Below are 26,221 nucleotides of genomic sequence, written 5' to 3' on the forward strand. Positions count from 1 at the left end.
GCAATGAGGAAGGCTGGTATGAGTAAGTGGCAACAGTTAGACGTATTTATCAGTACGAATACCAAAATTGGTCGTTTTATTCTTCCTATCGGAACACTCTGGTTTCCCGATTTCGCCACACATCCCTTTCTATGATAACGCTTCGCCACGTAGTATCGAGAACTATCTCAGAAATCTCCTTCCTGAAGGAAGCGATTGAACTTACGGAAACTCAAGTAGTCGATGAAGGGGAGCGTGAACACATAGAACTATGTATGTTACTCATACAAGCAGAATGTGAATACTTGCTAACGCAAGCCGACATTGTGCCAGAAATGAGTGAGCTTCTTTAATGGCAAACGCAGGGGCTATAGTAAACAGTTTATAAATTATTTTTGAACATAAACGTTTTAATGGTCGCCAGATATTCAACAAAATGGCATACCTTGATGTTTAAGAGCATAAAATCAATAAAGAACTTCGGTACCTTCAAAGCAAACAGCACTTACTGGCACGGTCTATCATAATAATGTCACTAGGGTCTGAATAAGCTTCATCAAATATTCTCAAGGATAAAGTTTTCATGGTTAAAACATTGAAAAGAAAAACCAAAGATCTGATTGAGTCTGAGTATATTATGGGGGGAGTTTTCACAGCCTCTTTTCTTGAGTCCACCATTGTCCCCATCCCTTTGGAAGCATTGCTTATTCCATTGTTGCAGAAACGGCGCGATAAGCTCTGGCTGATTGCGTTAATGGCCACTTTAGGTTGTATCGTGGGCGCGCTATTCGGATATGCGCTTGGATACTACACTTTCGAACTATTAAGAGATTATATAGTGGCAAACTGGATAACGGAGCACCGCCTTGATACGGTCATACTGAAAATGAATACCGAGGGCTTCTGGTTTATCATGACTTTAGGCATAGCACCCATCCCATTCCAAATTGCTATGTTGGCGGCAGGAGCAACTCACTTTTCGCTCCCTTTGTTTCTACTCGCGACGGGACTATCTCGTGCCGTGAGGTACTTTGGTATTGCGTTGGTAGTGTATGTTGCTGGTGACAAAGCAGAAGAATTAATAAAAAAATATAAACTTGCAACAGTAGGTCTAATAACGCTGGGATTGATAATGGCCTGGTATCTGAGTACAAGCGGTGGCTAGTATATCCGTAATCATTAAAGGTGCAGGATTTTCGATGCAATCATACTAATCTAAGTAAACATATAATTTAACTGAGGCGAATACTTTTCTCGTGAAAACGGATGATATGAAAAACCTCGATAACTAGGATATTTCTATTACCTTGCAATCAAAGATTGACCTTACTTATAAGCCTGATAGGATGGCCATATAGACGTCTAAAAATCGATATAAATGGAGTTATCATGAAGCGTTTTCGTCATCTTAAGCAGTTGTCCCTTGTACTCGCGGCAGCGCTTAGTCTAACCGCCTGTGATCAAAAGGAAGAGTCTGTCATCAAAGTTGGAGCAACAGTGGGGCCTCACGCACAAGTCGTTGAAGCCGTCGCGAAAGAAGCCGCTAAACAAGGTTTAAACGTCGAAGTCGTCGAATTCTCAGACTACATTACCCCTAATGCAGCATTAAGTGATGGCAGTATCGATATCAACAGCTACCAGCATCAACCATTTTTAGACAACTTCAACAACAGCCGCGACGGACACCTTGTCTCTATTGGTCAATCTATTCTGATGCGTATGGGCTTGTACTCAAACAAATACCGTTCATTAGAAGAGTTGCCAGCCAATGCTCGAATTGCAATTCCGAACGATCCCACCAATGGGGGGCGCGGTCTTCTTTTACTGGCTGATGCGGGGTTAATCGAGTTAAAGCCTGGCGTTGGCTACAAAGCGGCACTGACCGATGTCACTTCCAATCCAAAAGAGTTTGAGTTCATCGAAGTTGATGCGGCCCAACTGCCGCGAACACTCGATGATGTCGATGCAGCCGCGATTACCATGAATTACGTGATGTCGTCTGGATTGGATCCGAAAAAGCAAAGTATCTATCTTGAATCAAAAGATGCCCCATTGGCTGTTATGGTCATCGCGACGCGAGAAGACGCTAAAGATAATGAAGCGTACCAAAAGTTCGTTTCTATATATCAATCACAAGCGATTCGTGATTTCTTAAACGATACATTCAAAGGCACGATAGAACCCGCATTCTAACGACAAGCCTATTCTAACGAAAAGCAAAAGGCGCATGGGTTCACCATGCGCCTTTTGTATATCAGGCTCTCATCTCACATCACTATGATTTCGTATTAATTGCGCTCAGCATCGAGCTTTAATTCTAAATAACGTTGGCGCGCTGAGGTAAGTTCTGGGTTGCTGAGCCACTTCCAAAGAAAATATGGCGGCACTAAAAATACAATGAAGTACATGGATTCACTGAAAAATATGTGCGCAATCGATGCTTGATGTTCGAAAAGTGCCGTTAAGCCAAACAAGTCCAGCAAGATCCCCAACACACCGAATACCACTGAAATGACAATCGCCAACCCCAATAGCTCTCTTAAGAGATATTTATATAACATGGTACTAATTCCTTCTAGCAGTCGGTCATATAAACTTACGCTCATACTACATGCTTTGATTTGATACTTATCAATTTCGCATGACTACAATTAAGATCTTAGTTTTACAAAATATCGCCAACAAAATCCGCTCATTCATCGGAGCAGCTCAGTATATTTGGGTTTAATGACTGCTACCCGCAGACAGCTCTGCCAGTCGCTTAGCAGCTCGGCTATGACGGGTCATCAAGTCCTGTAAATCGACGCCGATCACTTCACCATCATGCACTCGCCACTGTCCGGCAACCATGACTCGGTCCGCCTGTTGTGCGCCACATAATAACAAGGCAGCAAGCGGATCATGACTGCCAGAAAAGCGAATATCATCCAGCTTAAACATCGCGATATCGGCTTGGAACCCAGTGGCTAGTTCACCAATATCGTGCCGCCCCATCGCAAGCGCTGATCCTTTGGTTGCCCAGCGTAACGCATCGAAATGACTCACCTTGCAGAGCCATATTGCAAACGCTGTAAATACATCGCCATTCTAACTTCGGCAATCATATTAGAGCCATCGTTTGAGGCGGAACCATCGACACCAAGCCCTACTTTGACTCCGGCCTGCTCTAGCTCTAGGTTTTTACACATGCCCGAAGCCAGCATCATATTCGAGGTTGGACAGTGACTCACTCCTACTCCCGCCTTGCCTAAGCGGCCGATCTCCTCAGCGTTAAAATGAATACCGTGAGCCAACCAAGTGCGCTCGTTCAACCAGCCAACGCTTTCGAGATAATCAACAGGCCGTAAGCCGAACTGCTTCAGACAGAAGTTCTCTTCATCAATGGTTTCACATAAGTGGGTATGAACCATCACATTCTCATCGTGCGCGATTCGTGCGGTCTCTTGCATTAAGTCTGTAGTCACGGAGAACGGGGAGCATGGCGCAAGAGCAATTTGTGTCATCGCGCCATCGTGTCCTTGGTGGTATGTCTGGATCAGTCGCTGACTGTCATCAATGATGGCTTGCTCGGTTTGGATGGTGTGCCGAGGCGGCAAACCGCCCTGATCTTCACCCAAACTCATGGAGCCACGGGTAAAAATGGCGCGTACACCTAGCTTTTTAGCCGCTTCAACTTGTAAATCAATCGCGTGTTCTAAGCCATTAGGCAATAAGTAGTGATGATCAGAAGCCGTGGTACAACCTGATCGCATCAGTTCCACTAACGCTAATTCTGTGGCAACACTCATCATCTCTTGATCGAGGTTGGCCCAAACTGGATAGAGGCTCTTTAGCCAATGAAATAGTTCTTTGTTAAGCGCATCGGGGTATGCACGGGTCAGTGTTTGGTAAAAGTGGTGATGGGCGTTGATCAACCCTGGAGTGATAACGTGCTGGCTGGCGTTGACGACCGAGTCGATTTTGGTGTCAGGTGTGGCATTAAGGGCCACCAGCTCAACAATGGTATTACCGCGAATCACCAGCCCGCCACGAGCATCCTGCTCATTGCCAGTGTAAATCGCGAGTGGATTCTTAATCCATATTGTTTCCATTCATAAATATCCTTAGCCGTTTCAACCATTTCAGGGGAAGCGGACTTGTACCCAATGATGCACACAAAGTGGCCTGGGTCATGTTGTAAATAAATCATACCGACATGTAAGTCAGCGTCATACCCAATCGTCTTGAAGTCGTTCGGGTATCGTTACCATAACATAAGCCATTGAAGATGGTCACGAATCAAACATCAGTAGCTCTACTTGCTCAAACTGGTCAACAAAACGTCACCCTTTTGTCACCAAAGTCTCACGACTTTGCCTCTGAATTGTCATGCGTAATTTCTACTATCCGATCAGTCACTCGTACTCTGAGGTATATATGGACCGTTCGACTCCTTTTCGTCTCCCCCGTAAAACACCATTTGGTATTGGTGAAAATGTCGCAGAATGGGCAACCGGGTTATCTCAACTCGATAAGTTTTACGCTCAACGACCAGTTAATGCGGACATTCCGACCTTCTTACGCTTTACGCTCGATATCTTAGGCATCGATTATCGCGTTGTGCATGGTTCACTGAACACGATACCCAAGCATGGAGCAACGGTCGTGGTGGCAAACCATCCACTCGGGTGCGTAGAGGGCGTGATTCTGGCAGAGCTATTGTTAATGGTGCGTGACGATATTCAAATCCTAGCTAATCAATACCTTAAAACAGTACCAGAACTGGATCAGCTATTTATTGGTGTCAATGTTTTCGAAGGCAAACAAGCGACCAAATCGAACATGAAAGCGCTACGTAGCGCAAACAAACACTTAGCCAACGGTGGATTATTGTTAGTTTTTCCGGCTGGCGAAGTATCGCATTTGGTGGATTCGAAGCAACAGCGGCTCGAAGACAAAGAATGGAGCCGCAGTGTCAGCACCCTGATCCGCAAAAACAAAGCCACAACAGTGCCTGTTTTTATTAACGGACAAAACTCCAAACGCTTTTACATGGCGGGGAAAATTCACCCTTTACTGCGCACATTGATGTTAGGGCGTGAGTTATTAAACAAAAAAGCGCAATCCATTGAGCTCTCGTTCGGTCAAGCGATTAAATTTAAAGAGCTGATGAATTTAAACGATGATCAAGTGGTGAATTATTTGCGGCTCAATACTTACCTCCTCAATCGTCAAACCAACACAACGCAACAAAATATCGCAGCCAATGCTTTACTTCCGATAGCCGCAGGGTTACCTATAGACCAATTGCTTGAAGAGCTGAACAACCTACCAAAAGAAACCAAGCTTTTACAAAGTGGCGAGTTTGACGTTTACTGCACTGCTGCGCATCAGATCCCCTCACTACTGCATGAAATTGGGCGTCTGCGTGAACACAACTTTCGTCTGGTTGGCGAAGGCACCGGCCAAGCCATCGACATTGATCATTTCGATCACGATTACTTACACCTGTTCGTCTGGGATAGAGAAAATCAATGTTTAGTCGGGGCTTACCGTCTTGGTCTAGTGGACCAGTTGCTGGCGAAACATGGTGTGGAAGGTTTGTACTCTCGTACTCTGTTTAACTACGATGAAAGTTTTCTTAACAAAATGGGCAAATCGATCGAAATGGGACGTTCGGTGATTGCCGAGCAATACCAAAAGAGCATGAGTGCCCTACTTCTGCTATGGAAAGGAATTGCGACATTTGTACATCAAAATCCAGACTACACTCACCTGTTTGGTCCTGTGAGTATCAGCAACGACTACAGTGATACCGCCCGTCAGCTACTCGCGCAATCCATGACACTTCATCATTACGACACCACTTGTGCAGAGCACGTGACACCATCAAACCCGTTACCAGAAAACCATATTTCTTGGAATACCAGCATGTTGACGGCGCTAGGAGATTTACAGTTATTATCGCGCGTTATCGCACGCATCGATGAAGGTAAAGGAGTCCCCGTACTGCTGCGTCAGTATTTAAGCCTCAACGGAAAGCTAGTCTGTTTTAATGTCGATCCTGCCTTTAACAATGCACTGGACGGCTTAATTATGGTCGACTTACGTAATGTGCAAGAAAAAACGTTGTCTCGCTATATGGGCAATGAGCACGCACGTGAATATTTTGTTCATCATGCTAAGCAAAGCTAAATAGTTAAAATAGCAACTGAATTCATCAGGAGCTCACTTCCTTTATTCATAGAAGTCCTGCTTAGACTGGTTACAAGCAGGACTTGTCTAAACAGGTAAGCAATGCGCTATCTACAAGACATCAATCGGTGTACAAGAACCCATCAGAAAAAATGATGCATAAGTAGTGCTTCATAAGCCATACGACCAATTTCGTTACAAAATTTCACAAAACAACAAATGTGATTTAGATCGCACTTACCACAAAAGCAACCAAGGATAAAAGCGTGATATTGATCGGCTCGATCATTTAATTTGATGTTAAAAAAAAATCAAAAGTGATTATGATCACAATTTATTTTTTATATTAATTTCAAAAAACATCGAAATGATCACTAATATTTTTATTGACAAAAATGAAAGTGAGGTTTTGTTATAAAGTTACGTGTCAGTTAATTGATCACTATCACGTAAAAAATGCTTTTCTGCTAAAGAAATGCGGGGGCAGATCACGAAAAACCCGTTGTCAGTTCCAATTGGAAATTGTGTGGTAAATTGATTGGGTACTAAACAATCAAACAAGCGGTTTTGGCGAACCGTTTACGACAACAATATTCATCAGAACATCGAACGGGGAACTGTTATGATATCACCAGATGCAAAGATCAAGATACAAAATTTTGGTCGTTTTCTATCAAACATGGTAATGCCTAACATCGGCGCGTTCATCGCGTGGGGCTTTATCACTGCTCTATTTATTCCAACTGGGTGGCTACCAAATGAAACACTAGCCTCTATGGTTGGCCCGATGATCACTTACTTACTGCCACTGCTTATCGGTTATACCGGTGGTAAATTAGTCGGCGGCGATCGCGGGGCGGTCGTTGGTGCCATCACCACAATGGGTGTTATCGTCGGTACCGACATCCCCATGTTTATGGGTGCCATGATGGTCGGCCCTATGGGTGGTTGGGCCATCAAAAAATTCGATAACTACATTGATGGTAAAGTAAAAAGCGGCTTTGAGATGTTGGTGAACAACTTCTCAGCAGGCATTATCGGTATGCTGTGTGCCATCCTTGCTTTCTTCCTAATTGGCCCATTTGTCAAAGTGCTTTCAGGTGGCTTAGCTGCGGGTGTTAACTTCCTTGTATCAGCGCACCTTTTGCCACTGACTTCTATTTTTGTTGAGCCAGCGAAGATCCTATTCTTGAACAATGCCATCAACCACGGCATCTTCTCTCCATTGGGCATCCAACAAGCCTCAGAAACAGGTCAATCTATCTTCTTCCTGATTGAAGCAAACCCAGGTCCTGGTCTTGGTATCCTATTGGCTTACATGGTGTTTGGTAAAGGTACCGCTCGTCAAACAGCAGGTGGTGCATCCATCATCCACTTCTTCGGCGGTATTCACGAGATATACTTCCCATACATCCTAATGAATCCCCGTCTTATCCTTGCTGCAATCGCAGGCGGTATGACAGGCGTATTTGTTCTGACCATGTTCAATGCAGGTATCGTTTCTCCAGCATCACCAGGTTCCATCTTCGCGGTGTTATTGATGACACAAAAAGGCGCGATCGTTGGTGTGTTGGCCTCTATCATTGCAGCCGCAGGGGTATCATTCTCTGTAGCCGCTCTGCTAATGAAAACCCAACGTTCTACAGAAGAAGACGGTGATGGCGCATCGTTAGAAAAAGCCACATCACAAATGAAAGACATGAAATCTGCCGCAAAAAACAGCGCTGCGGTAAACAGTGAAAGCAAAGGCGACATCGACCTAGCAACAGTACAAAGCATCATTGTTGCTTGTGATGCGGGTATGGGCTCAAGCGCAATGGGCGCAAGCATGCTACGTAAAAAGGTCCAAGAAGCGGGTTTAAATATCAGCGTAACCAACCTTGCCATTAACAGCTTACCAGAGAGTGTAGATATCGTGATTACTCATAAAGATTTAACGGATCGTGCTCGTAAGCATGCTCCAAACGCACACCATATTTCATTGACAAACTTCCTAGACAGCGAAATGTACAACCAGCTTGTCACCAAACTGCTGGCTGCACAGAAACAGACAGCGGCAAATGACGATCAAATGGTCAAAGTTTCGATTCTTGCAGCAAATGACGACAGCTTTGAAGAGCAACAACCGTCTGTATTCCGTATCCAACGTGAAAACATCCATCTAGGGTTGCAAGCCGCCAATAAAGAAGAAGCAATTCGCTTTGCAGGCAATAAACTAGTCGAACTTGGCTATGCAGAGCCTGAATACGTTGACGCAATGTTTGAACGTGAGCAACTGGTTTCCACCTATCTTGGCGAATCTATCGCAGTACCTCACGGTACCGTAGAAGCGAAAGATCGCGTGAAGAAAACTGGCATTGTTATCTGCCAATACCCATCTGGTATCCAATTTACTGAAGACGAAGACGATGTAGCAAAACTGGTTATTGGCATTGCTGCCAAGAATGATGAGCACATCCAAGTGATCACCACCATTACCAACGCGCTTGATGAGCCGGAAGCCATTGAGAAGCTGACAAGCACCACCGACGTAGAAGAAATTCTCAACATCCTTGGTGGTCAACAAGCCGCTTAATGATGCTTTCCATTTGCTCCTGAGCAAGCTGAGGTCAACCGTCACCCCCTATGTGGTTGGCCTCACTTTAGATTCATTCGTCAATATTGAAGACATTGGTAGGTAAAGATTATGAAAAATGCAGTTCATTTTGGTGCAGGTAACATTGGTCGCGGCTTCATCGGTAAACTCTTAGCAGACGCAGACGTTGAGGTCACGTTTGCGGACGTAGACGCACCATTGGTCGACCAGCTGAGCCACAAACAAGAATACAAAGTCAAAGTCGTCGGCACAGAGTGTCAAATCGACACTGTGACACACGTAACCGCGGTAAACTCAGCTAGTGAAGACGTGATTGACCGCATCGTAAAAACCGATTTAGTCACTACAGCGGTCGGTCCAAACGTATTGGATATTATCGCAAAAACCATCGCGGCAGGGATTGCAAAACGCTTTGAAGTGGGTAATGACGAGCCGTTAAACATTATCGCCTGTGAAAACATGGTGCGAGGTACAACACACCTGAAAGGCGAAGTGTACAAACATCTGGATAAATCACTGCACGCCAAAGCGGATGAGTTGGTTGGCTTTGTTGATTCCGCGGTCGATCGCATCGTACCACCAGCAGAAGCAGCCAACGATGATCCACTCGAAGTCACCGTAGAAAGTTTTAGTGAATGGATCGTCGATGAACAACAGTTCAAAGGTGACATTCCCGATATCACGGGCATGGAAAGAACCAATAATCTAATGGCCTTTGTCGAACGCAAGTTGTTTACGCTCAATACAGGTCACTGCATCACCGCTTATTTAGGCTGTTTGAAAGGCCATCGTACGATTCGCGAAGCGATTGAAGATCCGAGTATCCACGCTCAAGTCAAAAAAGCGATGCAAGAAAGTGGCGAAGTGCTAATACGTCGGTACGGTTTTGACCGTGACATGCATAATGCTTATATCGAGAAGATCCTAGGTCGCTTTGCTAATCCGTACCTGGTTGATGAAGTGGACCGTGTTGGTCGTCAACCTATCCGAAAATTGGGGGCGAACGATAGATTAGTCAAGCCACTACTTGGCACAATGGAATATGGCACTGAAAATAAGACGCTTTTAAAAGGCATAGCAGCCGCATTAAAGTACACTAACGACACTGACCCCCAAGCGGTTGAACTACAACGTGCTTTACAAGAAGTCGGTGTGAAAAAAACACTGACGAAGTACACCGGTCTAGCAGAAGATAGCATTGAAGTAGCTCAAATTGAGGCTCTCTACAATCAGCTATGATGGGCTCAAGGGGAGCGCTCCACGCTCCCCTCAATATAATAACAACACAGTAACTCAGTATATGGCAGAAAACATCAACGAAACCGAGATCATTGAACGGCTAAATAGCGCACCATCGGTACGAGGCTTCTTTATCGCGGCTGTTGACGTGTTTAACGACGCGATTGACGGCTTGATACAGAGAATCTTTCGTAAAGATAACTTCGCAGTTCAGTCCGTTGTCGGCCCGTTATTGCAAGACTCAGGCCCCCTAGGCGATCTCTCCGTTCGTTTGAAACTATTGTATGGTTTAGGTGTGTTACCTGACGATGTATATCATGACATCGAAGACATCATTAAGTTAAAGCATCACCTTAATAGTGACGCTTCAGACTACGAATTCACTGACCCAAGCATATTGAGCCCGATCAAAAAGCTACACTTGGTAAAGAAAATGGGCATGGTTCAATTTGAAGTCAACCAACCCGATGACGATATCGATCTTGAGTTCTATCAGCTGCAATTGCAGCGCCAGCAACAAATCATCAAATCAGGCTTTCACTTGCGATTGTCGAGATCTGCAATGAACTCGGCAAGGAAAGCCCATTTTAAACGATAACTTCTGAGCCAGTCACCTAAGATTACCCAAGAGTGGGCTTACCAAAACATAGGCTTATCGCAACAATAGATTTACCCAAAACAATTGTCTATTCAAACAACATCTATCTATTCAAACAGTAAGGCAAGATTATTCGGTGGCGTACTCCAGCGTTGATGGGTCTGACGACATATCAATTCGATGCCCTGCAGCGTAATCATTCATCGGCGTTGTGGTATAGAAGAACAGCGGCTCTACGGGTAAACCAAATGTATCAAGTTGCTGTGTCGCTGCTGAAGAATATTTAATTCCCCACATATCAAACACATTTCGCTGATCATGACCGGTCAGTTTAGATAATGTGATCAGCAAGTAGTCATTCCCATACTGGCTGTTTCTTGAGCCATCTTGATCTGGTCGAGTCGCGTACGTACTAAAGCCAAGCTTACCCTTCACATTATCCCAATCGTCTTCTGTCTCTTGAGTGCTGTTGTCGACATCCGCCGCTAAGAACTCGCGCGCATGAAGATACAGTAAGGTATAAATTTCCCAAGCGGTTTTAGCATCACTGCTATTTTGCTTATCGGCCCAATACAGAGCCCATTGGGTGTAAAATGCTAAGCGCTTATTGCCTTGAGCCGAGTAACTTGCGTCAGTCCAGAGATCCTGATTCAGCTTATCTGATGAGTTTCCACTTTTTAGGCCTGCGACTAACATGTCAAAGGTCGCTTCATAGTCGACTTTGTTGGAACCTAAATCGACGCCAAAATCTTGGTATAAACGACCGTTCTTTTGCAGTGGGAAAATGTTATTAGACACTTCACCACTGATGCCACCATCCACTCTAAACTCTTGATACTGCAAGTTATGCCCAAGCTCATGACTCTCCAAAAAGCCTCTTGGGTTTACGCCTTGCATTTGTGTATAAGGATTGCCACTACAACCCGCGCCACACGCAGCGGTATTTCCCGCAGTAATGTGCTGAACATTTGGAAGTTGATGCAGCTCGGCATTCTCACAATCCCATCCGAATTGATTGCACTGTGCTAACACTGCCGCCGACAATGGTTTCGTGCCCGCGAAACCGGCCATATGGTAAGCGCCGCCAATAAAGTAATAATCCAACTCATTAAGGTATCGGGTTAAATCACCAGCGTAAATATCATTGTTGACCACACTTAGCATCTTATCGACTCGGGTATGAATCTCGACGCCATCAAGTTTAATTTCAGCCCACTCAAACGGGGTTTGCATCAACTCATCGACAAACGAGCTGACGTTGCCATTTTCACGCAAATTCAACACAGGTTGCGTGCCAACATTGGTCACGTTGAACGTCAGCGTTTGCCCTGCTACGGCACCATTAAAGCGAACTTCTAATGTGCCTCCGTAGGGAGAATTCACCTCTACTGGCTCAGATGGATTCAATGGCATATTCGGACTTTTCAAAAAACGTGGACGCGCATAGCCGACAATACCAGAACCTTTTTCAGGGTTCCAAACTCGGGTGCCGCCATTTGGTGTTGTGTTGATATAGAAACTGACGCTTGCGTTACCCGCATCGACAAGTTCAATGGTTGCGGTCCTACCCGGCTTTATATAGCGGCCCAATGCGGTAAAACCACTTTCTGCCGGAAGTGTGACAGTCACGGTTTCTTGTTGAGGTGACACAGGGAGTTGGCCCTGATCCGTTAACGCAAAAGTCCCCATATTAGGCTGCGCTTCCCCTGCGGTACGCAAGTACGTCACCATCGCATCTGATACATACGCTTTCTGAAAACGGTAATCTGCCATATCCTCTTCTTTGAACATAGGATAAGACATGCTGCGACGATTAAGATCTGCCCAAATATTGGCTAAGCGATAAAATTCATTCCCCGGTGCAGAAAATAGTGGTGTCCCCGACTTGGTGTAGCTATCAAACACGTCACGCAGCGCCTCAACAGGCTCAACCAATGACGCATTTAAATTCGGCACATCCGGGCACTTAAATGTTCCCGCAGAATTGACACAAGAACTCCAGTCGTAGTTGGTGTTCAACGAACCATCGTTTAATGCGGTAAAGAAAGGCAAGTATTCGTGGAACGGATTAGAAAGTCGCTCAATATTTTCTGTCGCACTACGTCCCCCAGTATATTGATCTTGTTTAAAGTAGTTGCTGGCGCCCGCAACTGCATACTCCATTCCCATCGCGGCTAGAATCTGCGCACCTTCCTCTGGCAAGAACTCACCATGATTGTGGAGGTACAATATTGGCACCCCAGATTGCAGCAATGCCGAAACCTGACTTTGCAGATCACCAACCTCTTTCTCGACCGCACTGATCAAAACCAGATCGGATTGCTGAGCACACGCGAGATTTTCTTCATCGGTCCCGCCAAGCACTGAACACTGAGACTGAGTCACATCAATGCCAATATGCTCAAACGGCGCTTCAACACAGTCTTTAAACGCTGGCTGACATACCCAACCAGAAGACAAATCGTAAGCGATGTTCAACGTACTAGGAATGGGTGCATTCGCATCGCCACTCACTAACCAAGATAAAACTCGTTTAAAGTCCTTTTGGTATGCATCGAGATAAGAATAATTACTGTCGTTATCCTGGATTAAAAAGTTGCCACCAAAAGCCGCCGCTCGTACACCATCATGGCCCTGTATCGTCGCTAACGTATTGCCATCGTCACCCATAATAAGTGGCGTTGCTCCTTGTGCCCCCATTGGTTCTATTAACACGGAACGTCGCCCAATAAGGTATGGTGACGGTGCGGCACTTCCGAGCACGTCGCTTAACAATGAGGTATTGGACTCAATCGTTCGGTTGGCGGAAGCGAGCATAGCTCCAACACCATAGGCGCATCTTCAACAGTGAGGCCAGAAATATCCCCGTCGCTTAACGCAGCTTGTAAAGCGACCGCTGGCTCAGGCGTACTCGAACCGCCGTTATCGGCATCTTCCTCAGGGATTTGCTCAATCACATCAGACGTAGAGTCATTTTTATTGTCGTCACTGCTACCGTTACAACCGAGCAGTAAAAAAGGCAGTAAAGCCATCAAAAGCATTTTAAACATGGTGGTATTTATCCAAGAAGTTGAAAGAGACCTTACAGCGAAAGCATCCAAGCAAGATTAAACGATTGTGATACAGAATGTTATGACAATGAATTAAAAAGTAACACAATCGATTAGCGAGAAAATATGACTCTGATGCCAAAGTCGGTTTTAATACCAATTACAGTAAATATCACAGTAAATAAGTGAGCAGAAATAGCGCAGGAAAAATGCTTGAGAACGAGGCGAAATTTTTCGATAAGCAGTTATTCTACAATCAACCTACTTTATAAACGAAAAAGGCAACGAAGTTATCGAGTATTTTAACAAGCTAGAATGACCAGTTATTGACTGCGATTGGTATAAGTCTGATGTGGATGTAAAGCAAACTGATTTCGGATCCTAAGTGGCTGATAAAAAAGCGGCACATACGCTCGCATGTGCCGCTTTTATAAATCAAAATGTAAGTGTCGTCATTACTCTACGGTTACTGCTTTGGCTAAGTTACGAGGTTGGTCGACGTCAGTGCCTTTGATCAGTGCGATGTAGTACGACAGTAACTGCATTGGGATGGTGTAGTAAATCGCCGCAGTAATTTCGCTAACGTGTGGCAGCGTGATGATCTTCATCGTATCATCGCCTTCAAATCCTGCGTCAGCATCGGCAAATACATACAACAAGCCACCACGTGCGCGGACTTCTTCAACGTTGGATTTGAGCTTTTCAAGTAGATCATTACTTGGCGCTACCACAACCACTGGCATGTCTGCATCGATCAAGGCAAGTGGACCGTGCTTTAGCTCACCCGCTGCATACGCTTCAGCGTGGATGTAAGAGATCTCTTTTAGCTTCAGCGACGCTTCCATCGCGATTGGGTAAAACTCGCCACGACCTAAAAATAGTGTGTGGTGCTTGTCTGCAAAATCGGTTGCCAGAGCTTCAATGTCTTTTTCGAAAGAAAGCGCGGCTTCGATCTGTTTTGGTAACGCGTGTAGCGCTTCCACAATCTCTTTCTCTTTTTCTTTGCTGATGCGGTTTTGTTGTTTACCCAGAGCGGTAACTAACATCAGAAGTGCAGAAAGCTGCGTGGTGAAGGCTTTGGTTGAAGCCACACCGATTTCTACGCCAGCGCGAGTCATAAAGGCAAAGTCTGACTCACGAACCAAAGAAGAACCCGCTACGTTACAAATCGTCATTGCCGCCATGTAACCTTTCTCTTTCGCTAAACGAAGTGCGGCTAATGTATCCGCGGTCTCACCTGACTGAGATAACGTGATCAGAAGGCTGTTTGGACGCGTAACAAACTTGCGGTAACGGAACTCAGAAGCAATTTCTACGTCACAGCTCACGCCGGCAATATCTTCAAACCAGTAACGTGCTGTCATGCCTGCATTGTAAGACGTACCACACGCAACGATTTGCACGTGCTCAACTTTGTTCAAGATGTCCGCAGCATGCACACCAATCGCATCCGTTACAACAGAATCAGCGGTGATGCGTCCTTCCATGGTGTTGATTAACGCTTTTGGCTGCTCGTAGATTTCTTTCTGCATAAAGTGGCGATACTGACCTTTATCACCCGCATCATGCTCGGCGTTGGATTCTGTAATTTCACGTTCCACACGCTCGCCTTTCTCATCGTAAACAGTGACTTCACGACGTGTGATCTCCGCGACATCACCTTCTTCTAAGTACATAAAGCGACGTGTCACGTTTAGTAGCGCAAGTTGATCCGAAGCAAGGAAGTTTTCACCGACACCAAAACCGATCACGATCGGGCTGCCTGAGCGCGCAACGACAATACGAGAAGGATCTTTACGATCCACAGCTACCGTGCCGTAGGCACCTTCCAGTTGCTGCGCGGTTTTTTGTACCGCTTCAAGCAATGTTTCTGAGGTGCGTAGTTCCCACTCAACCAAATGAGCGATCACTTCTGTATCGGTTTGCGACTCAAATACATAACCACGTGAACGTAATGTTTCACGCAGCTCTTCGTAGTTTTCAATAATGCCGTTATGGACAACAGCAATGTCGCCTGACATGTGTGGGTGTGCGTTAACTTCTGACGGCTCACCGTGCGTTGCCCAGCGAGTGTGAGCAATCCCAGTTCCGCCGATGACTTTTGCTTTGTCAACCGCATCAGCAAGCTCTTGAACTTTGCCTAAACGACGAACACGGGTGAGGTTGGACTCACCATCGACAACCGCAACGCCAGCAGAGTCATAGCCGCGGTATTCCAATCGGCGTAAACCTTCAACCAAAATTTCTGCAACATCTCGTTGTGCCACTGCACCGACGATTCCACACATGTATTTTTCTCCGTTAGTAGTTTTGTACTTCCCTTAGCCATAGTTTCGTAATGAGGCAGCAAGCAAAGGCCTTTCTATGGGGAAGTAAATTTGAAACTTTTGAAACTGAATATGTTCGGTAATGGCGCATCAATAGCGTAAGATGCACCTATGACCTACACACGGCTGACTAGGCGCAAATCACCTTCACACCATGTTGTTCAATCTGCAATTTGTGCTCAGCTTTAAGCTCAGCATCAGTGACAAGCACATCAATTTGATGCCAATCAAGCTCAAGATTTGGGATTCGACGCCCTATTTTTTCTGATTCGATCATCACGATCACTTCTCGAGACACTTCGGCCATCACTTTGCTCAAACCAACCAATTCATTGAATGTCGTCGTTCCGCGATCGAGATCGATCCCATCAGCACCAATAAACAGTTGATCAAAGTCGTAAGCGCGTAATACCGATTCGGCGACTTTGCCTTGAAAGGACTCCGAGTGCGTGTCCCACGTCCCTCCGGTCATTAACAACGTCGGCTCACTCTCCAATTCGTTAAGAGCATTCGCAACGTGGAGTGAATTGGTCATCACAACTAAGCCACGCTTATCGTTTAACTGTTGAATGAGAGCCGCGGTTGTACTGCCACTGTCGATCACAATGCGATTATGGTCGCGTATCAGCGAAGCCGCCGCTTTTGCTAAGCTTAACTTTCGAGTCGAAACATTTGAGCTCAATTCTTCATGAATGACTTCTGTTGGAATGGCGATGGCGCCACCATAGCGGCGTAAAAGTTGTCCATTTTTTTCTAGAGAAGCCAAATCCTTTCTAATGGTAACTTCTGAGGTCTCAAATTTTTGTGCTAACTCATCAACACTGACTTCTCCCCGCTCGGAAACCAAGTTTGAAATCGCATGTCTTCTGAGTTGAGTGTTTCGTTTCGACATTTATATTTATTTTTAAAGTTTCGATGTGAAAGTTATTATAGTCAAAACGAAACTTACAAGTCCATTTATTTCGAACCAAAAAATTAATATTTCTCGTTAAAACCTTGTCCTAAGACAAATCTTAAGCCGTGATATTGCGGTGATTCGGTGGTAGAATTCGCCACCGAAAAGAAAAAAAATTACATAAATGACGGTTATTTTTTTGCAACTTTTTGCATATAAAGTGGGATCAGTCACAAAAAGGTAATCAAAATCGCCGAACCTTTAGTCATAAAATGACTAAACTTGGTGAAAGACTTTCAGAATCTGAAGTTAAATATTGTGGTGACAATTTGGTTGGTGGCAGGCACTAAATGTCACAAGAATCACCTCAAGCTTCAGGAAAAAAACAACTTTCAAATTGTAACTATACTTACCGGAGAGTATCTTCCATGAAAAAGACCAAAATCGTTTGTACGATTGGCCCTAAAACTGAATCTGTAGAGAAGTTAACTGAACTAGTAAACGCAGGCATGAACGTAATGCGTCTAAACTTCTCTCACGGTGACTTCGAAGAGCACGGCACTCGTATTGCGAACTTCCGCCAAGTAATGGAAGCAACTGGCAAACCACTAGCTATTCTTCTGGATACTAAAGGCCCTGAAATCCGTACCATCAAACTAGAAGGTGGTAACGATGTGGACCTTGTTGCTGGTCAAGAATTCACTTTCACAACGGATACATCAGTTGTTGGTAACAAAGAAAAAGTAGCCGTCACTTACGCTGGTTTCGCAGCAGACCTAAGCGCTGGTAACACTATTCTTGTCGACGATGGTCTGATCGAGATGGAAGTTATCTCAACGACTGATACTGAAGTAAAATGTAAAGTACTGAACAATGGTGCTCTAGGTGAAAACAAAGGTGTTAACCTTCCTGGTGTTTCTGTAAACCTTCCTGCTCTATCTGAAAAAGACAAGAACGACCTTAAGTTTGGTTGTGAGCAAGGTGTTGATTTCGTAGCGGCTTCTTTCATCCGTAAAGCTTCTGACGTTAAAGAAATCCGTGAAGTACTTGCTGCAAACGGCGGCGAGAACATCCACATCATCTCTAAAATCGAAAACCAAGAAGGTGTTGATAACTTCGACGAAATTCTTGAGCTTTCTGACGGCATCATGGTTGCTCGTGGTGACCTAGGTGTTGAAATCCCTGCTGAAGAAGTTATCTTTGCTCAGAAAATGATGATCGAGAAGTGTAACCGTGCACGTAAGATGGTTATCACTGCAACTCAAATGCTTGATTCAATGATCAACAACCCACGTCCAACTCGTGCGGAAGCGGGCGACGTTGCAAACGCTGTAATGGACGGTACTGATGCTGTAATGCTTTCTGGTGAAACGGCTAAAGGTAAATACCCTGTTGAAGCGGTAACTATCATGGCTCAGATCGCAAACCGCACAGATGCTGCACTTAAGGCTGAGCTAGGTTCTCGTCTAGATAGCCCACGTCTACGCATCACTGAAGCAGTATGTAAAGGTGCAGTGGATACCGCTGAGAAACTAGCGGCCCCTCTAATCGTTGTCGCTACGGAAGGTGGTAAGTCTGCTCGTTCAGTACGTAAATACTTCCCAACAGCAAACATCCTAGCACTAACAACAAATAAGAAGACAGCAGCTCAGCTAGTTCTGACTAAAGGTGTTACACCAGTTGTTGTTGACTCTATTGCAAGCACTGATGCTTTCTACATCGCAGGTAAAGAACTTGCTCTAGAATCAGGTCTTGGTAACAAAGGCGATATCGTTGTGATGGTTTCAGGTGCACTTGTTGCTTCTGGCACAACAAACACAGCGTCTGTACACGTACTATAAGACTGGATTTTCAGTTAACTGATCGAAGAGGGCTTTAAGCCCTCTTTTTTTTATTTTTATTTTTGTATGAGTGAATTGGAAATACCAAAGCAGCAGAAAAAACCATCGTCAATGACGATGGTTATGATTTAAATGATGAAAGCTTGGGCTCGCTTAGGGTTAAGGTTTTAACGCACGCTCTCCACGCGCAATACCAACCACACCACTTCGCGCGACTTCAACCACGTCGGTGACTTCCGATATCGCTTGAATAAATGCATCCAGTTTTTCGCTGGTACCCGCTAACTGCACGGTATATTGTGAAGCAGTGACATCAACAATTTGGCCACGGAAGATATCCGCGGTGCGTTTCACCTCGGCACGAGCAAAGCCACTGGCTTTGACTTTTACCATCATCAGTTCGCGTTCCAGATGTTCAAACTCAGTCACTTCCTGAACTTTTAATACATCAATCAGTTTGTGCAACTGTTTCTGGATCTGTTCCAATTGCATCTCGTTGGATGTGGTAGTGATGTTCAATCGTGAAAGGGTTTCGTCATCCGTTGGCGAAACCGTCAAAGATTCAATGTTGTAACCACGTTGAGAGAACAACCCGACAACGCGAGACAATGCACCCGGTTGGTTTTCCAATAGTAATGAAATGATGTGTCTCATATTAAGTTCTCTCCGTTTTGCTTAGCCACATTTTATCCATACCCTCGCCTTTAATTTGCATTGGGTAGACGTGTTCAGTTTCATCGACATTAATGTCAACGAACACGAGGCGGTCTTTCATATCTAACGCTTTTTGTAGCCCTTCTTCGAGCTGATCTGGCGTTTCGATACGAATACCAACGTGACCATAAGCTTCTGCAATCGCTGCAAAATCAGGAACAGAACTCATGTATGAATTTGAATGGCGGCCTTGATAAATAATGTCTTGCCACTGCTTTACCATGCCTAAGAAACGGTTGTTCAAGTTAATTATCTTAACCGGGATGTCGTATTGCATTGCGGTCGACAACTCCTGAATATTCATCTGGATACTGCCATCCCCCGTCACGACAACGACTTCTTCTTCCGGCATTGCAAATTTAACGCCCATGCCCGCAGGTAAGCCAAAGCCCATTGTGCCTAGACCACCGGAGTTGACCCAACGACGTGGCTTATTAAATGGATAGTAAAGCGCTGCGAACATTTGATGCTGACCTACATCAGAGGCCACATAAGCATCACCATTGGTCAATTTATGCAGAGTTTCAATAACTTGCTGTGGCTTGATACGTTCAGGTGAGGTTTCGTAAGCCAAGCATTGACGATCACGCCATACTTTTATTTCTTCCCACCAAGCGTGAATGGCTTCTTCATCATTACCACAAGATTGCTCAGCCAAAAGACCAAGCATGGTGATCAACACTTTTTCCGCTGAACCGACAATCGGCAGATCCACTTTGACGTTTTTAGAGATCGACGACGGATCAATATCGATATGCATGACCTTAGCGTTCGGACAGTATTTCTCTAGGTTGTTGGTGGTACGGTCATCGAAACGGACACCGATACCAAAGATCAGATCAGCATCATGCATCGCCATGTTGGCTTCATAAGTACCGTGCATCCCCAACATGCCAAGTGAGTTTTTGTGCGTTCCAGGGAAAGCACCTAACCCCATCAAGGTACTGACCACGGGTAAGTTAAGCTTGTCTGACAATTCAAGAATGTGCTCATGTGCTCCAGATATCACCGCGCCACCACCGACATAAAGCACTGGTTTTTTCGCTTCCAGTAACGACTTCAACGCTTTCTTGATCTGACCTTTATGGCCAGAAGTGGTTGGCTTATAAGAACGCATCGAAAGACTTTCAGGATACTGGTAAGGCAATTTGATTTGCGGGTTAAGCACGTCCTTTGGCAAGTCAATCACTACCGGTCCAGGACGACCCGTTGTCGCAATGTAAAACGCTTTTTTGATCGTTTCAGGAATGTCTTCCGCTTTCTTAACTAAGAAACTATGCTTCACCACGGGGCGCGATACACCAACAATGTCACACTCTTGGAATGCATCGTTACCAATCAGGTTATTGGGTACGTTACCTGAAATCACGATCATTGGGATTGAGTCCATATACGCGGTTGCAATACCAGTAATAGTATTGGTCGCGCCTGGACCTGAACATACCAGTACCACACCCGGTTGTCCGGTTGCGCGAGCATAGCCATCCGCCATATGCGTCGCGGCTTGTTCGTGTCTGACTAGTACGTGTTTAATTTGGTCGGTTTTGGCGTGCAGTGCGTCATAGATATCTAGAACGGAACCACCAGGGTAACCAAAGATCTGAGGTACATTCTCTTCGATCAGAGATTGCACAACCATCTCTGCACCTGACAACATTGCTGTCATACTTGCTCTCCTTACCCAGTACCCTGTCCGTAAGGTCAACGGATTGGTCTGGTTTCACATAGTTTAGGGCTTATTCGTAGCCTAATCGAAATACTTCAACGTTTTCGGCTATGTCTTGCGATTGTCATAACATACCGCAAGGTTACCCAACAAATGTAACGTTTTATTATCAACGGGTCTAATGTGATTCAAATCACGTTTTTCAACAACATACCGAAGATGAGAGAGTTTGAAGGGATAGCCGCCAAAGAATGAAGCATAGACAGCACGATAAAAGATGGTGCGACTTCAAAAGAGCATATTATTTCAAGACTAGTGCGATAGTGATGACAAAACAATCGCTCCTGACAGTACAACATAGACGGAACACTGACATAAAAAAATCCCCATAGCGATAAGCAATCACTGTGGGGAATTTTTCATCAATCTGAAATCTAACTGAGTTTAACTGCGATTATTATCACTTTTCTTTGTACATTTCTTCGATTTCAACCTGGTATTTATCATTGATCACTTTACGACGAAGTTTTTGAGTTGGCGTTAATTCACCATCGTCCATGGAAAAGGATCTGGGTAGTAATTTGAACTTTTTCACCTGTTCAAATTTAGCCAGCTCTTTCTGCAATTCATTCACACGTTTTTCCAGCATTTCCACCACTTGGTGATGCTTAATCAGTTCAACTCGATCGTGATAGGCAATGTTTAACTCTTTCGCGTACTCTTCCAGCGAATCAAAACATGGCACGATAAGCGCCGAAACAAATTTACGTGTATCAGCGATCACTGCAATCTGTTCGATAAAATGGTCTTTACCAATCGCGCCTTCAATCATTTGTGGTGCAATGTACTTACCACCCGACGTTTTCATCAGTTCTTTGATTCGATCAGTAATAAATAGATTACCATTTTCATCAATATGACCCGCGTCACCGGTTTTTAAGAAACCGTGTTCGTCGAATGTTTTCTCGGTCTCTTGTGGCATTTTATAGTAACCACGCATCACCATCGGACCGCGCACCAAGATTTCGTTGTTTTCGCCTATTTTAACTTGCGCACCGGGCATCGACATGCCAATAGAATCAGGGTCAAAGGCTTGGTCATCCCAGCATGACACCGTTGCTGTGGTTTCTGTCATACCGTAGCCCAACTTCACGTTAATACCAATGGCATGAAAGAATCGACCGATTGTCTCATCCAACTTAGCGCCACCACACGGCATGAAGTTAATGCGGCCGCCAAGTAAAGCTCGTAGCTTACTCATTACTAACTTATCGGCCAGAGCGTGAGATTTACGCAGTAACAAAGATGGCTTACGTTTTTCCTGATGGCACAACGCCATTTTTGCGCCCATATTGACTGCCCAGGTAAACATAATTTTACGGTGAATTGGCGCACGAGACACTTTCTCGTGAATCGCGGAGAAGATTTTTTCATAGAAACGCGGAACCGCACACATTACGGTTGGACGTACTTCGCTCAGCGCATCTCGCACTTGCATGGTGTCTTGCAGGTAACAGTTGGTTGCTCCTTTATACAAAACATAAAATGTCCATGCGCGTTCAAATACATGTGAAAGTGGCAAAAAACACAGTGAAACATCATCTTGAGATAAGCTTAAGCGCTGGTCATGACCATCAAGTTGTGCCGCGATATTGGCATAATCCAACATCACACCTTTAGGCTGGCCAGTTGTGCCAGAGGTATAAATCAGGGTAAGTAAATCGTCTGATCGTGCCTGCAATAAGCGCTCATCTAGCTCGACTTGATACTGATGCTCGCCACTGGCAATAAAGGCTTGCCAACTGATCGCAAATTCATGCTCACCCAGCTCGATGCTGTCTGACATGGCAACCACCAACTCGAGTTGAGGACACTGTTCGAAGATACTCACCGCGGCATCGAACTGTGCTTGCTCACCGACGAATAGTACTTTGACGTCGGCATTATCGAGAATATACGCAGACTGAGCGGCGGTATTCGTCGGATAAATAGGAACCGTGACACCACGTAATTGCAATGCGGCAAAATCAGCAATGGTCCACTGCGGCATATTGTTAGAGAAAATGCCCACTTTATCCTGAACTCTCAATCCTTGAGCCAAAAGTGCAAGCGATAACCCATCAACTTGCTGACCAAATTGCGTCCAAGTCATCCCTTGCCATTCATCGCCCACTTTGTGTTTGAGCGCAACGCGAGAGCCGCCGTTTGCAATTTGTTCACGAATACATTTAACAATATGAAAATCTAATTTGGCCATTTCTTCACTTACCTTTTGGCTTACAGGCGTAAGCTAATTGAGCGAACAAGTGTACTCACAACCTTTCGAAACACAACTGACCGATATCAAACTTCCACCTAATTAGCGACGAACATCACCAACATCGTCTATTTCTAAGTAAAATGCAACGGTAAACTGCCCTTAATTAATTGTTTTCACTTACAATAAAGACACTAAAATGCCCCTAAAAAGCTCACACCTTTTAGGGGCATTTTATTGTAAAAATTGATGACTTTATTGTGAATAATTGACAAGTTTAGTGTAAAAGCTCAATTTTCAATCAGGTGAACTACTTAGTCGCGATGACTTCGCCACAAATGATCATCAGTTGATCGCGTAGCCAGATGTGACCTTTGTCTTTTTCACTCGACTCGTGCCAACTTAAGTAACCACCGATCTCTTTGTTCGCAAATGGCAAATCAAGGATCTGTAACTGATCGCTGTTCACTGCGTTTTCGGCCATCCAACGCGGTGCAATGGTCACCAACTCAGACTGTCCAACGACATACAGTAGATTACTTAAACTTGAACCTTGGTATGAAGCTAAGCAATCAAGTTCACGGTAAGCTTGTTCAGAAAAGCTGCGTTGACCATGCACTTTTGATAGTTTTGCATGCTTTTCATTAATGAGCTGTTCTGCACTCACACCACCTTGAATACGCGGATGCGATTTAGAGGCGATCACGACCAACTCATCTTTAAAAATTTCTGTACTTGAGAAGCCTTGTTCATCAAATCGAGCATAATCAATCACAAAGTCGATTTCTTGATAGCGCATACGCTCAGACAAAAGACGGTCAAACTCGGCATCTAAATGCAATTGAACATTTGGCGCTTGCTGGTGCACTTTCGACATGATTTTCGGTGCAAAGCGCATATCACATGGGCTGCAAATCGCGAGCTTAAACAACCGATTTGACGACTCAGGCTGAAAAACTGAGCTTGGGAGTTCATTACGGATTAACTGCAATGCTTGGCGAATAGGGCCAAATAACTGACGAGCACGTTGCGTAGGTTGAATGCCTCGCCCTTGGCGCATAAACAACTCGTCATTAAACATCACTTTTAATCGCGCAACCGCATTACTTACAGCGGGTTGCGACATACCCAAATTGTGTGCTGCACGGGTAATATTTTGCTCTTGCATTACCGCATCAAATACGGTCAAAAGGTTCAAATCGACACCGCGCAATGTGCTTTCCATACGGTAGCTAGCAATTGCGCTCATCGCATCTTTTTTATCTGACATGGAGTGCGTCTCTTTTAGTAATCGTCAATTTGGCACAATGAATACTCAGCGCTTAGAGCCACATTTTTTCGCAACCGGATCTCACGAGTTCTGCGCTTGTTCATAACCAAAAATGAATCATTTATTATATTTGTTGACCAGATGATTCCGGCTTGAAATGTACTATCAACTAATTGGTCAGTAATTCGCAACTCGTTTGATATTTAATCACTAAATTTTAGCCAACACGACCAATAAACAAAAATAATCAATAAGTTAACTAAAATATAAAAAACTCTAAAACGCCTTTCTCAGAGCATCCCTACCGCCATCGAGTCTATTGATGGCAAATTAAAAATTTAGTTAAAATTATTAATGACGATTATTCTTACCCACCGTACCCTAAAGTCGCATCAATCAATTGTTTTAGAGACATCAGGGAAACCGCACAAAGACAATGCATAGAAATAATGTGGTGAGCATAAGACTGCAGCAACTTAAGCAGGTTAAGTTGCTACTTATTTCCATGACAAGATAGGGAGGATTGGTACCTTATCGTTTAGGAGAATTAGAGAGGTTAAGGGAGCTAAAGGTTTGGAGAAACGTAACTCGGAAAGTCAACTTGCTCCCAAAGTTGCTTGGAAAGCATTTCTTGCGAATCCCACTCCCCCTGCAAGACCCACTGCGCGATCGCCTGGGCAACATCGGGGTAATGGACACTTTCCGCCTGTTGCTCTTTAAGCCATAAACGCACAGTTGAAATGTCTAAGCTGCCCATCGACATCGCAAGCCCCAATTCTTCAAGCGTCGCCACATTACTTTGTTGCTCAAACTGCCCAGATAAGGGTTTTAATAATAGCTTTTTACCCAACGAAAGTGCTTCCGAAGGTAACTCAAACCCACCATTGGCAATCACACCACTGCATTGATGTAAGTGATGCTGAAAATCTGTGTGGCTAAGCGGTCTCAACTCAATATTTTCAATGTATTCAGGCTCAATCACATCCGGGTGATAACAAATAAACGATTGTTGATTGAAATGAAACAGCAGATCACCGATGTCTTCTATCGATTCAAAAGGCAAATAAACCAGTACAAAGTTATCGTTGTTCGTTTGGTTGTTGTTCGTATGCACGATAGGAGGCAATAATGGTTGATCAAAGTGATACCAATGAAGACCTAAGTAATGTTGCGACGGAGCAAAGTGCTGGATGACTGATTTATCTAACCAACTCGCCCCTTTTAACGGAACTGGGTAACGGAAGGCATTTTGATGGCTGATACCAATGCATGGTTTTTTCTGCTTGCGAGCTGCCCATGCCGTCACTGGTTCAAAATCATTAAGAACCAAATCGTAGGAGGATAAATCCAATTGATTGACCTCTTTACAAAACTGTATGAGGTTATTCTGCAGCGCCGTTTTTGTGTAGTTAACAGCTCCCTTGTGGGTAATAAAAGTAAAGCCTCGACGTGTTTGATAGTCTCCAAAGTCTTCCATCGAAAAATACTTTTCTGGTGCTCGACCTGAAAATAAAAAATCCACTTGAACATCATGAGATTTAAACGCGTGGCTCATGGCTCTGGCGCGAGCTATATGACCGTTTCCCGTCCCCTGAACACCGTAAAGTATCTTCAT

At 44.6% G+C, this 26,221-nt stretch carries 17 protein-coding genes and 3 pseudogenes; 9 read left to right on the top strand and 11 right to left on the bottom strand.

Going from position 1 to position 26,221, the window contains the following annotated elements:
• Positions 1-18 precede the first annotated feature (18 nt).
• The 4 genes and pseudogenes from SU60_RS22940 to SU60_RS17915 all read left to right on the top strand — a co-directional run.
• Positions 19-190, top strand: a pseudogene (locus SU60_RS22940) (HipA domain-containing protein); the annotation flags it as partial.
• A complete protein-coding gene (locus tag SU60_RS22050) occupies positions 132-332 on the top strand; it encodes a hypothetical protein (RefSeq protein WP_041156728.1) in 201 nt (66 codons plus the stop codon). The pseudogene SU60_RS22940 and the gene SU60_RS22050, both read left to right, overlap by 59 nt.
• Positions 333-562: 230 nt before the next feature.
• Positions 563-1,144 (top strand): YqaA family protein, encoded by a 582-nt coding sequence (locus tag SU60_RS17910; protein WP_041156729.1) that lies wholly within the window; start codon positions 563-565, stop codon positions 1,142-1,144.
• 224 nt (positions 1,145-1,368) lie between these two features.
• Positions 1,369-2,172 carry a MetQ/NlpA family ABC transporter substrate-binding protein gene (locus SU60_RS17915; RefSeq protein WP_041156730.1) on the top strand — a complete coding sequence of 268 codons (804 nt, stop codon included), beginning with the start codon at positions 1,369-1,371 and terminating at the stop codon, positions 2,170-2,172.
• A 95-nt stretch (positions 2,173-2,267) separates the two neighbouring features.
• On the opposite strand, the gene SU60_RS17920 is transcribed toward SU60_RS17915, so the two are convergent.
• Positions 2,268-2,540, bottom strand: a complete 273-nt coding sequence (locus SU60_RS17920) for a hypothetical protein (protein ID WP_041156731.1) — start codon at positions 2,538-2,540, stop codon at positions 2,268-2,270.
• Between the two features lie 163 nt (positions 2,541-2,703).
• Positions 2,704-4,070, bottom strand: a pseudogene (locus SU60_RS17925) (8-oxoguanine deaminase).
• A gap of 325 nt (positions 4,071-4,395) precedes the next feature.
• Between SU60_RS17925 and SU60_RS17930 the strand changes: the two are divergent.
• The 4 genes and pseudogenes from SU60_RS17930 to SU60_RS17945 all read left to right on the top strand — a co-directional run bounded on the left by SU60_RS17930 (position 4,396) and on the right by SU60_RS17945 (position 10,579).
• Positions 4,396-6,153 carry a bifunctional lysophospholipid acyltransferase family protein/GNAT family N-acetyltransferase gene (locus SU60_RS17930; protein ID WP_041156732.1) on the top strand — a complete coding sequence of 586 codons (1,758 nt, stop codon included), beginning with the start codon at positions 4,396-4,398 and terminating at the stop codon, positions 6,151-6,153.
• A gap of 622 nt (positions 6,154-6,775) precedes the next feature.
• The gene (locus tag SU60_RS17935) at positions 6,776-8,728 is read left to right on the top strand and encodes a PTS mannitol transporter subunit IICBA (RefSeq protein ID WP_041156733.1); all 1,953 of its coding nucleotides are present in this window, start codon (positions 6,776-6,778) and stop codon (positions 8,726-8,728) included.
• Between the two features lie 111 nt (positions 8,729-8,839).
• A complete protein-coding gene (locus SU60_RS17940) occupies positions 8,840-9,988 on the top strand; it encodes a mannitol-1-phosphate 5-dehydrogenase (RefSeq protein WP_041156734.1) in 1,149 nt (382 codons plus the stop codon).
• Between the two features lie 61 nt (positions 9,989-10,049).
• Positions 10,050-10,579 (top strand): annotated as a pseudogene (locus SU60_RS17945) (MltR family transcriptional regulator).
• Between the two features lie 136 nt (positions 10,580-10,715).
• On the opposite strand, the gene SU60_RS17950 reads toward SU60_RS17945, so the two are convergent.
• The 4 genes from SU60_RS17950 to SU60_RS17965 form a co-directional block, all read right to left on the bottom strand.
• Positions 10,716-13,403: an ImpA family metalloprotease gene (locus SU60_RS17950; RefSeq protein ID WP_164833057.1), complete on the bottom strand. Its 2,688-nt coding sequence runs from the start codon at positions 13,401-13,403 to the stop codon at positions 10,716-10,718.
• Positions 13,355-13,636: a hypothetical protein gene (locus SU60_RS17955; protein ID WP_041156736.1), complete on the bottom strand. Its 282-nt coding sequence runs from the start codon at positions 13,634-13,636 to the stop codon at positions 13,355-13,357. The genes SU60_RS17950 and SU60_RS17955 overlap by 49 nt, the downstream gene beginning before the upstream one ends.
• 455 nt (positions 13,637-14,091) lie before the next feature.
• Positions 14,092-15,924, bottom strand: a complete 1,833-nt coding sequence (gene glmS / locus SU60_RS17960; protein WP_041156737.1) for a glutamine--fructose-6-phosphate transaminase (isomerizing) — start codon at positions 15,922-15,924, stop codon at positions 14,092-14,094.
• Between the two features lie 169 nt (positions 15,925-16,093).
• Positions 16,094-16,855 (bottom strand): DeoR/GlpR family DNA-binding transcription regulator, encoded by a 762-nt coding sequence (locus SU60_RS17965; RefSeq protein ID WP_041156738.1) that lies wholly within the window; start codon positions 16,853-16,855, stop codon positions 16,094-16,096.
• A gap of 431 nt (positions 16,856-17,286) precedes the next feature.
• On the opposite strand from SU60_RS17965, the gene pykF reads away from it, so the two are divergent.
• Positions 17,287-18,699: a pyruvate kinase PykF gene (gene pykF / locus SU60_RS17970; protein WP_041156739.1), complete on the top strand. Its 1,413-nt coding sequence runs from the start codon at positions 17,287-17,289 to the stop codon at positions 18,697-18,699.
• Positions 18,700-18,858: 159 nt separating this feature from the next.
• On the opposite strand, the gene ilvN is transcribed toward pykF, so the two are convergent.
• The 5 genes from ilvN to SU60_RS17995 all read right to left on the bottom strand — a co-directional run bounded on the left by ilvN (position 18,859) and on the right by SU60_RS17995 (position 26,221).
• Entirely contained in the window at positions 18,859-19,353 is a 495-nt protein-coding gene (ilvN, locus tag SU60_RS17975) for an acetolactate synthase small subunit (protein ID WP_041156740.1), read from the bottom strand.
• A 1-nt stretch (position 19,354) separates the two neighbouring features.
• Positions 19,355-21,079: an acetolactate synthase 3 large subunit gene (locus SU60_RS17980; RefSeq protein WP_041156741.1), complete on the bottom strand. Its 1,725-nt coding sequence runs from the start codon at positions 21,077-21,079 to the stop codon at positions 19,355-19,357.
• Between the two features lie 460 nt (positions 21,080-21,539).
• On the bottom strand, positions 21,540-23,336 hold the full coding sequence (locus SU60_RS17985; RefSeq protein WP_041156742.1) for an AMP-dependent synthetase/ligase: 1,797 nt from the start codon (positions 23,334-23,336) through the stop codon (positions 21,540-21,542).
• A 310-nt stretch (positions 23,337-23,646) separates the two neighbouring features.
• Positions 23,647-24,606: a LysR family transcriptional regulator CalR gene (gene calR / locus SU60_RS17990; RefSeq protein WP_041156743.1), complete on the bottom strand. Its 960-nt coding sequence runs from the start codon at positions 24,604-24,606 to the stop codon at positions 23,647-23,649.
• Positions 24,607-25,171: 565 nt separating this feature from the next.
• Positions 25,172-26,221, bottom strand: a complete 1,050-nt coding sequence (locus SU60_RS17995) for an MJ1255/VC2487 family glycosyltransferase (RefSeq protein WP_041156744.1) — start codon at positions 26,219-26,221, stop codon at positions 25,172-25,174.

The organism is Vibrio mytili (assembly GCF_000830505.1).
In the GTDB taxonomy this organism is placed as follows: domain Bacteria; phylum Pseudomonadota; class Gammaproteobacteria; order Enterobacterales; family Vibrionaceae; genus Vibrio; species Vibrio mytili.

Excerpts from the sequence above, each read along its gene's own strand:
- ilvN (WP_041156740.1), bottom strand. The coding sequence starts at position 19,353 with ATGAGACACATCATTTCATTACTATTGGAAAACCAACCGGGTGCATTG.
- SU60_RS17980 (WP_041156741.1), bottom strand. The coding sequence starts at position 21,079 with ATGACAGCAATGTTGTCAGGTGCAGAGATGGTTGTGCAATCTCTGATC.
- calR (WP_041156743.1), bottom strand. The coding sequence starts at position 24,606 with ATGTCAGATAAAAAAGATGCGATGAGCGCAATTGCTAGCTACCGTATG.
- SU60_RS22050 (WP_041156728.1), top strand. The coding sequence starts at position 132 with ATGATAACGCTTCGCCACGTAGTATCGAGAACTATCTCAGAAATCTCC.
- SU60_RS17955 (WP_041156736.1), bottom strand. The coding sequence starts at position 13,636 with ATGTTTAAAATGCTTTTGATGGCTTTACTGCCTTTTTTACTGCTCGGT.
- SU60_RS17935 (WP_041156733.1), top strand. The coding sequence starts at position 6,776 with ATGATATCACCAGATGCAAAGATCAAGATACAAAATTTTGGTCGTTTT.
- SU60_RS17950 (WP_164833057.1), bottom strand. The coding sequence starts at position 13,403 with ATGCTCGCTTCCGCCAACCGAACGATTGAGTCCAATACCTCATTGTTA.
- pykF (WP_041156739.1), top strand. The coding sequence starts at position 17,287 with ATGAAAAAGACCAAAATCGTTTGTACGATTGGCCCTAAAACTGAATCT.
- SU60_RS17965 (WP_041156738.1), bottom strand. The coding sequence starts at position 16,855 with ATGTCGAAACGAAACACTCAACTCAGAAGACATGCGATTTCAAACTTG.
- SU60_RS17920 (WP_041156731.1), bottom strand. The coding sequence starts at position 2,540 with ATGTTATATAAATATCTCTTAAGAGAGCTATTGGGGTTGGCGATTGTC.
- glmS (WP_041156737.1), bottom strand. The coding sequence starts at position 15,924 with ATGTGTGGAATCGTCGGTGCAGTGGCACAACGAGATGTTGCAGAAATT.
- SU60_RS17985 (WP_041156742.1), bottom strand. The coding sequence starts at position 23,336 with ATGGCCAAATTAGATTTTCATATTGTTAAATGTATTCGTGAACAAATT.
- SU60_RS17910 (WP_041156729.1), top strand. The coding sequence starts at position 563 with ATGGTTAAAACATTGAAAAGAAAAACCAAAGATCTGATTGAGTCTGAG.
- SU60_RS17930 (WP_041156732.1), top strand. The coding sequence starts at position 4,396 with ATGGACCGTTCGACTCCTTTTCGTCTCCCCCGTAAAACACCATTTGGT.
- SU60_RS17995 (WP_041156744.1), bottom strand. The coding sequence starts at position 26,221 with ATGAAGATACTTTACGGTGTTCAGGGGACGGGAAACGGTCATATAGCT.
- SU60_RS17940 (WP_041156734.1), top strand. The coding sequence starts at position 8,840 with ATGAAAAATGCAGTTCATTTTGGTGCAGGTAACATTGGTCGCGGCTTC.
- SU60_RS17915 (WP_041156730.1), top strand. The coding sequence starts at position 1,369 with ATGAAGCGTTTTCGTCATCTTAAGCAGTTGTCCCTTGTACTCGCGGCA.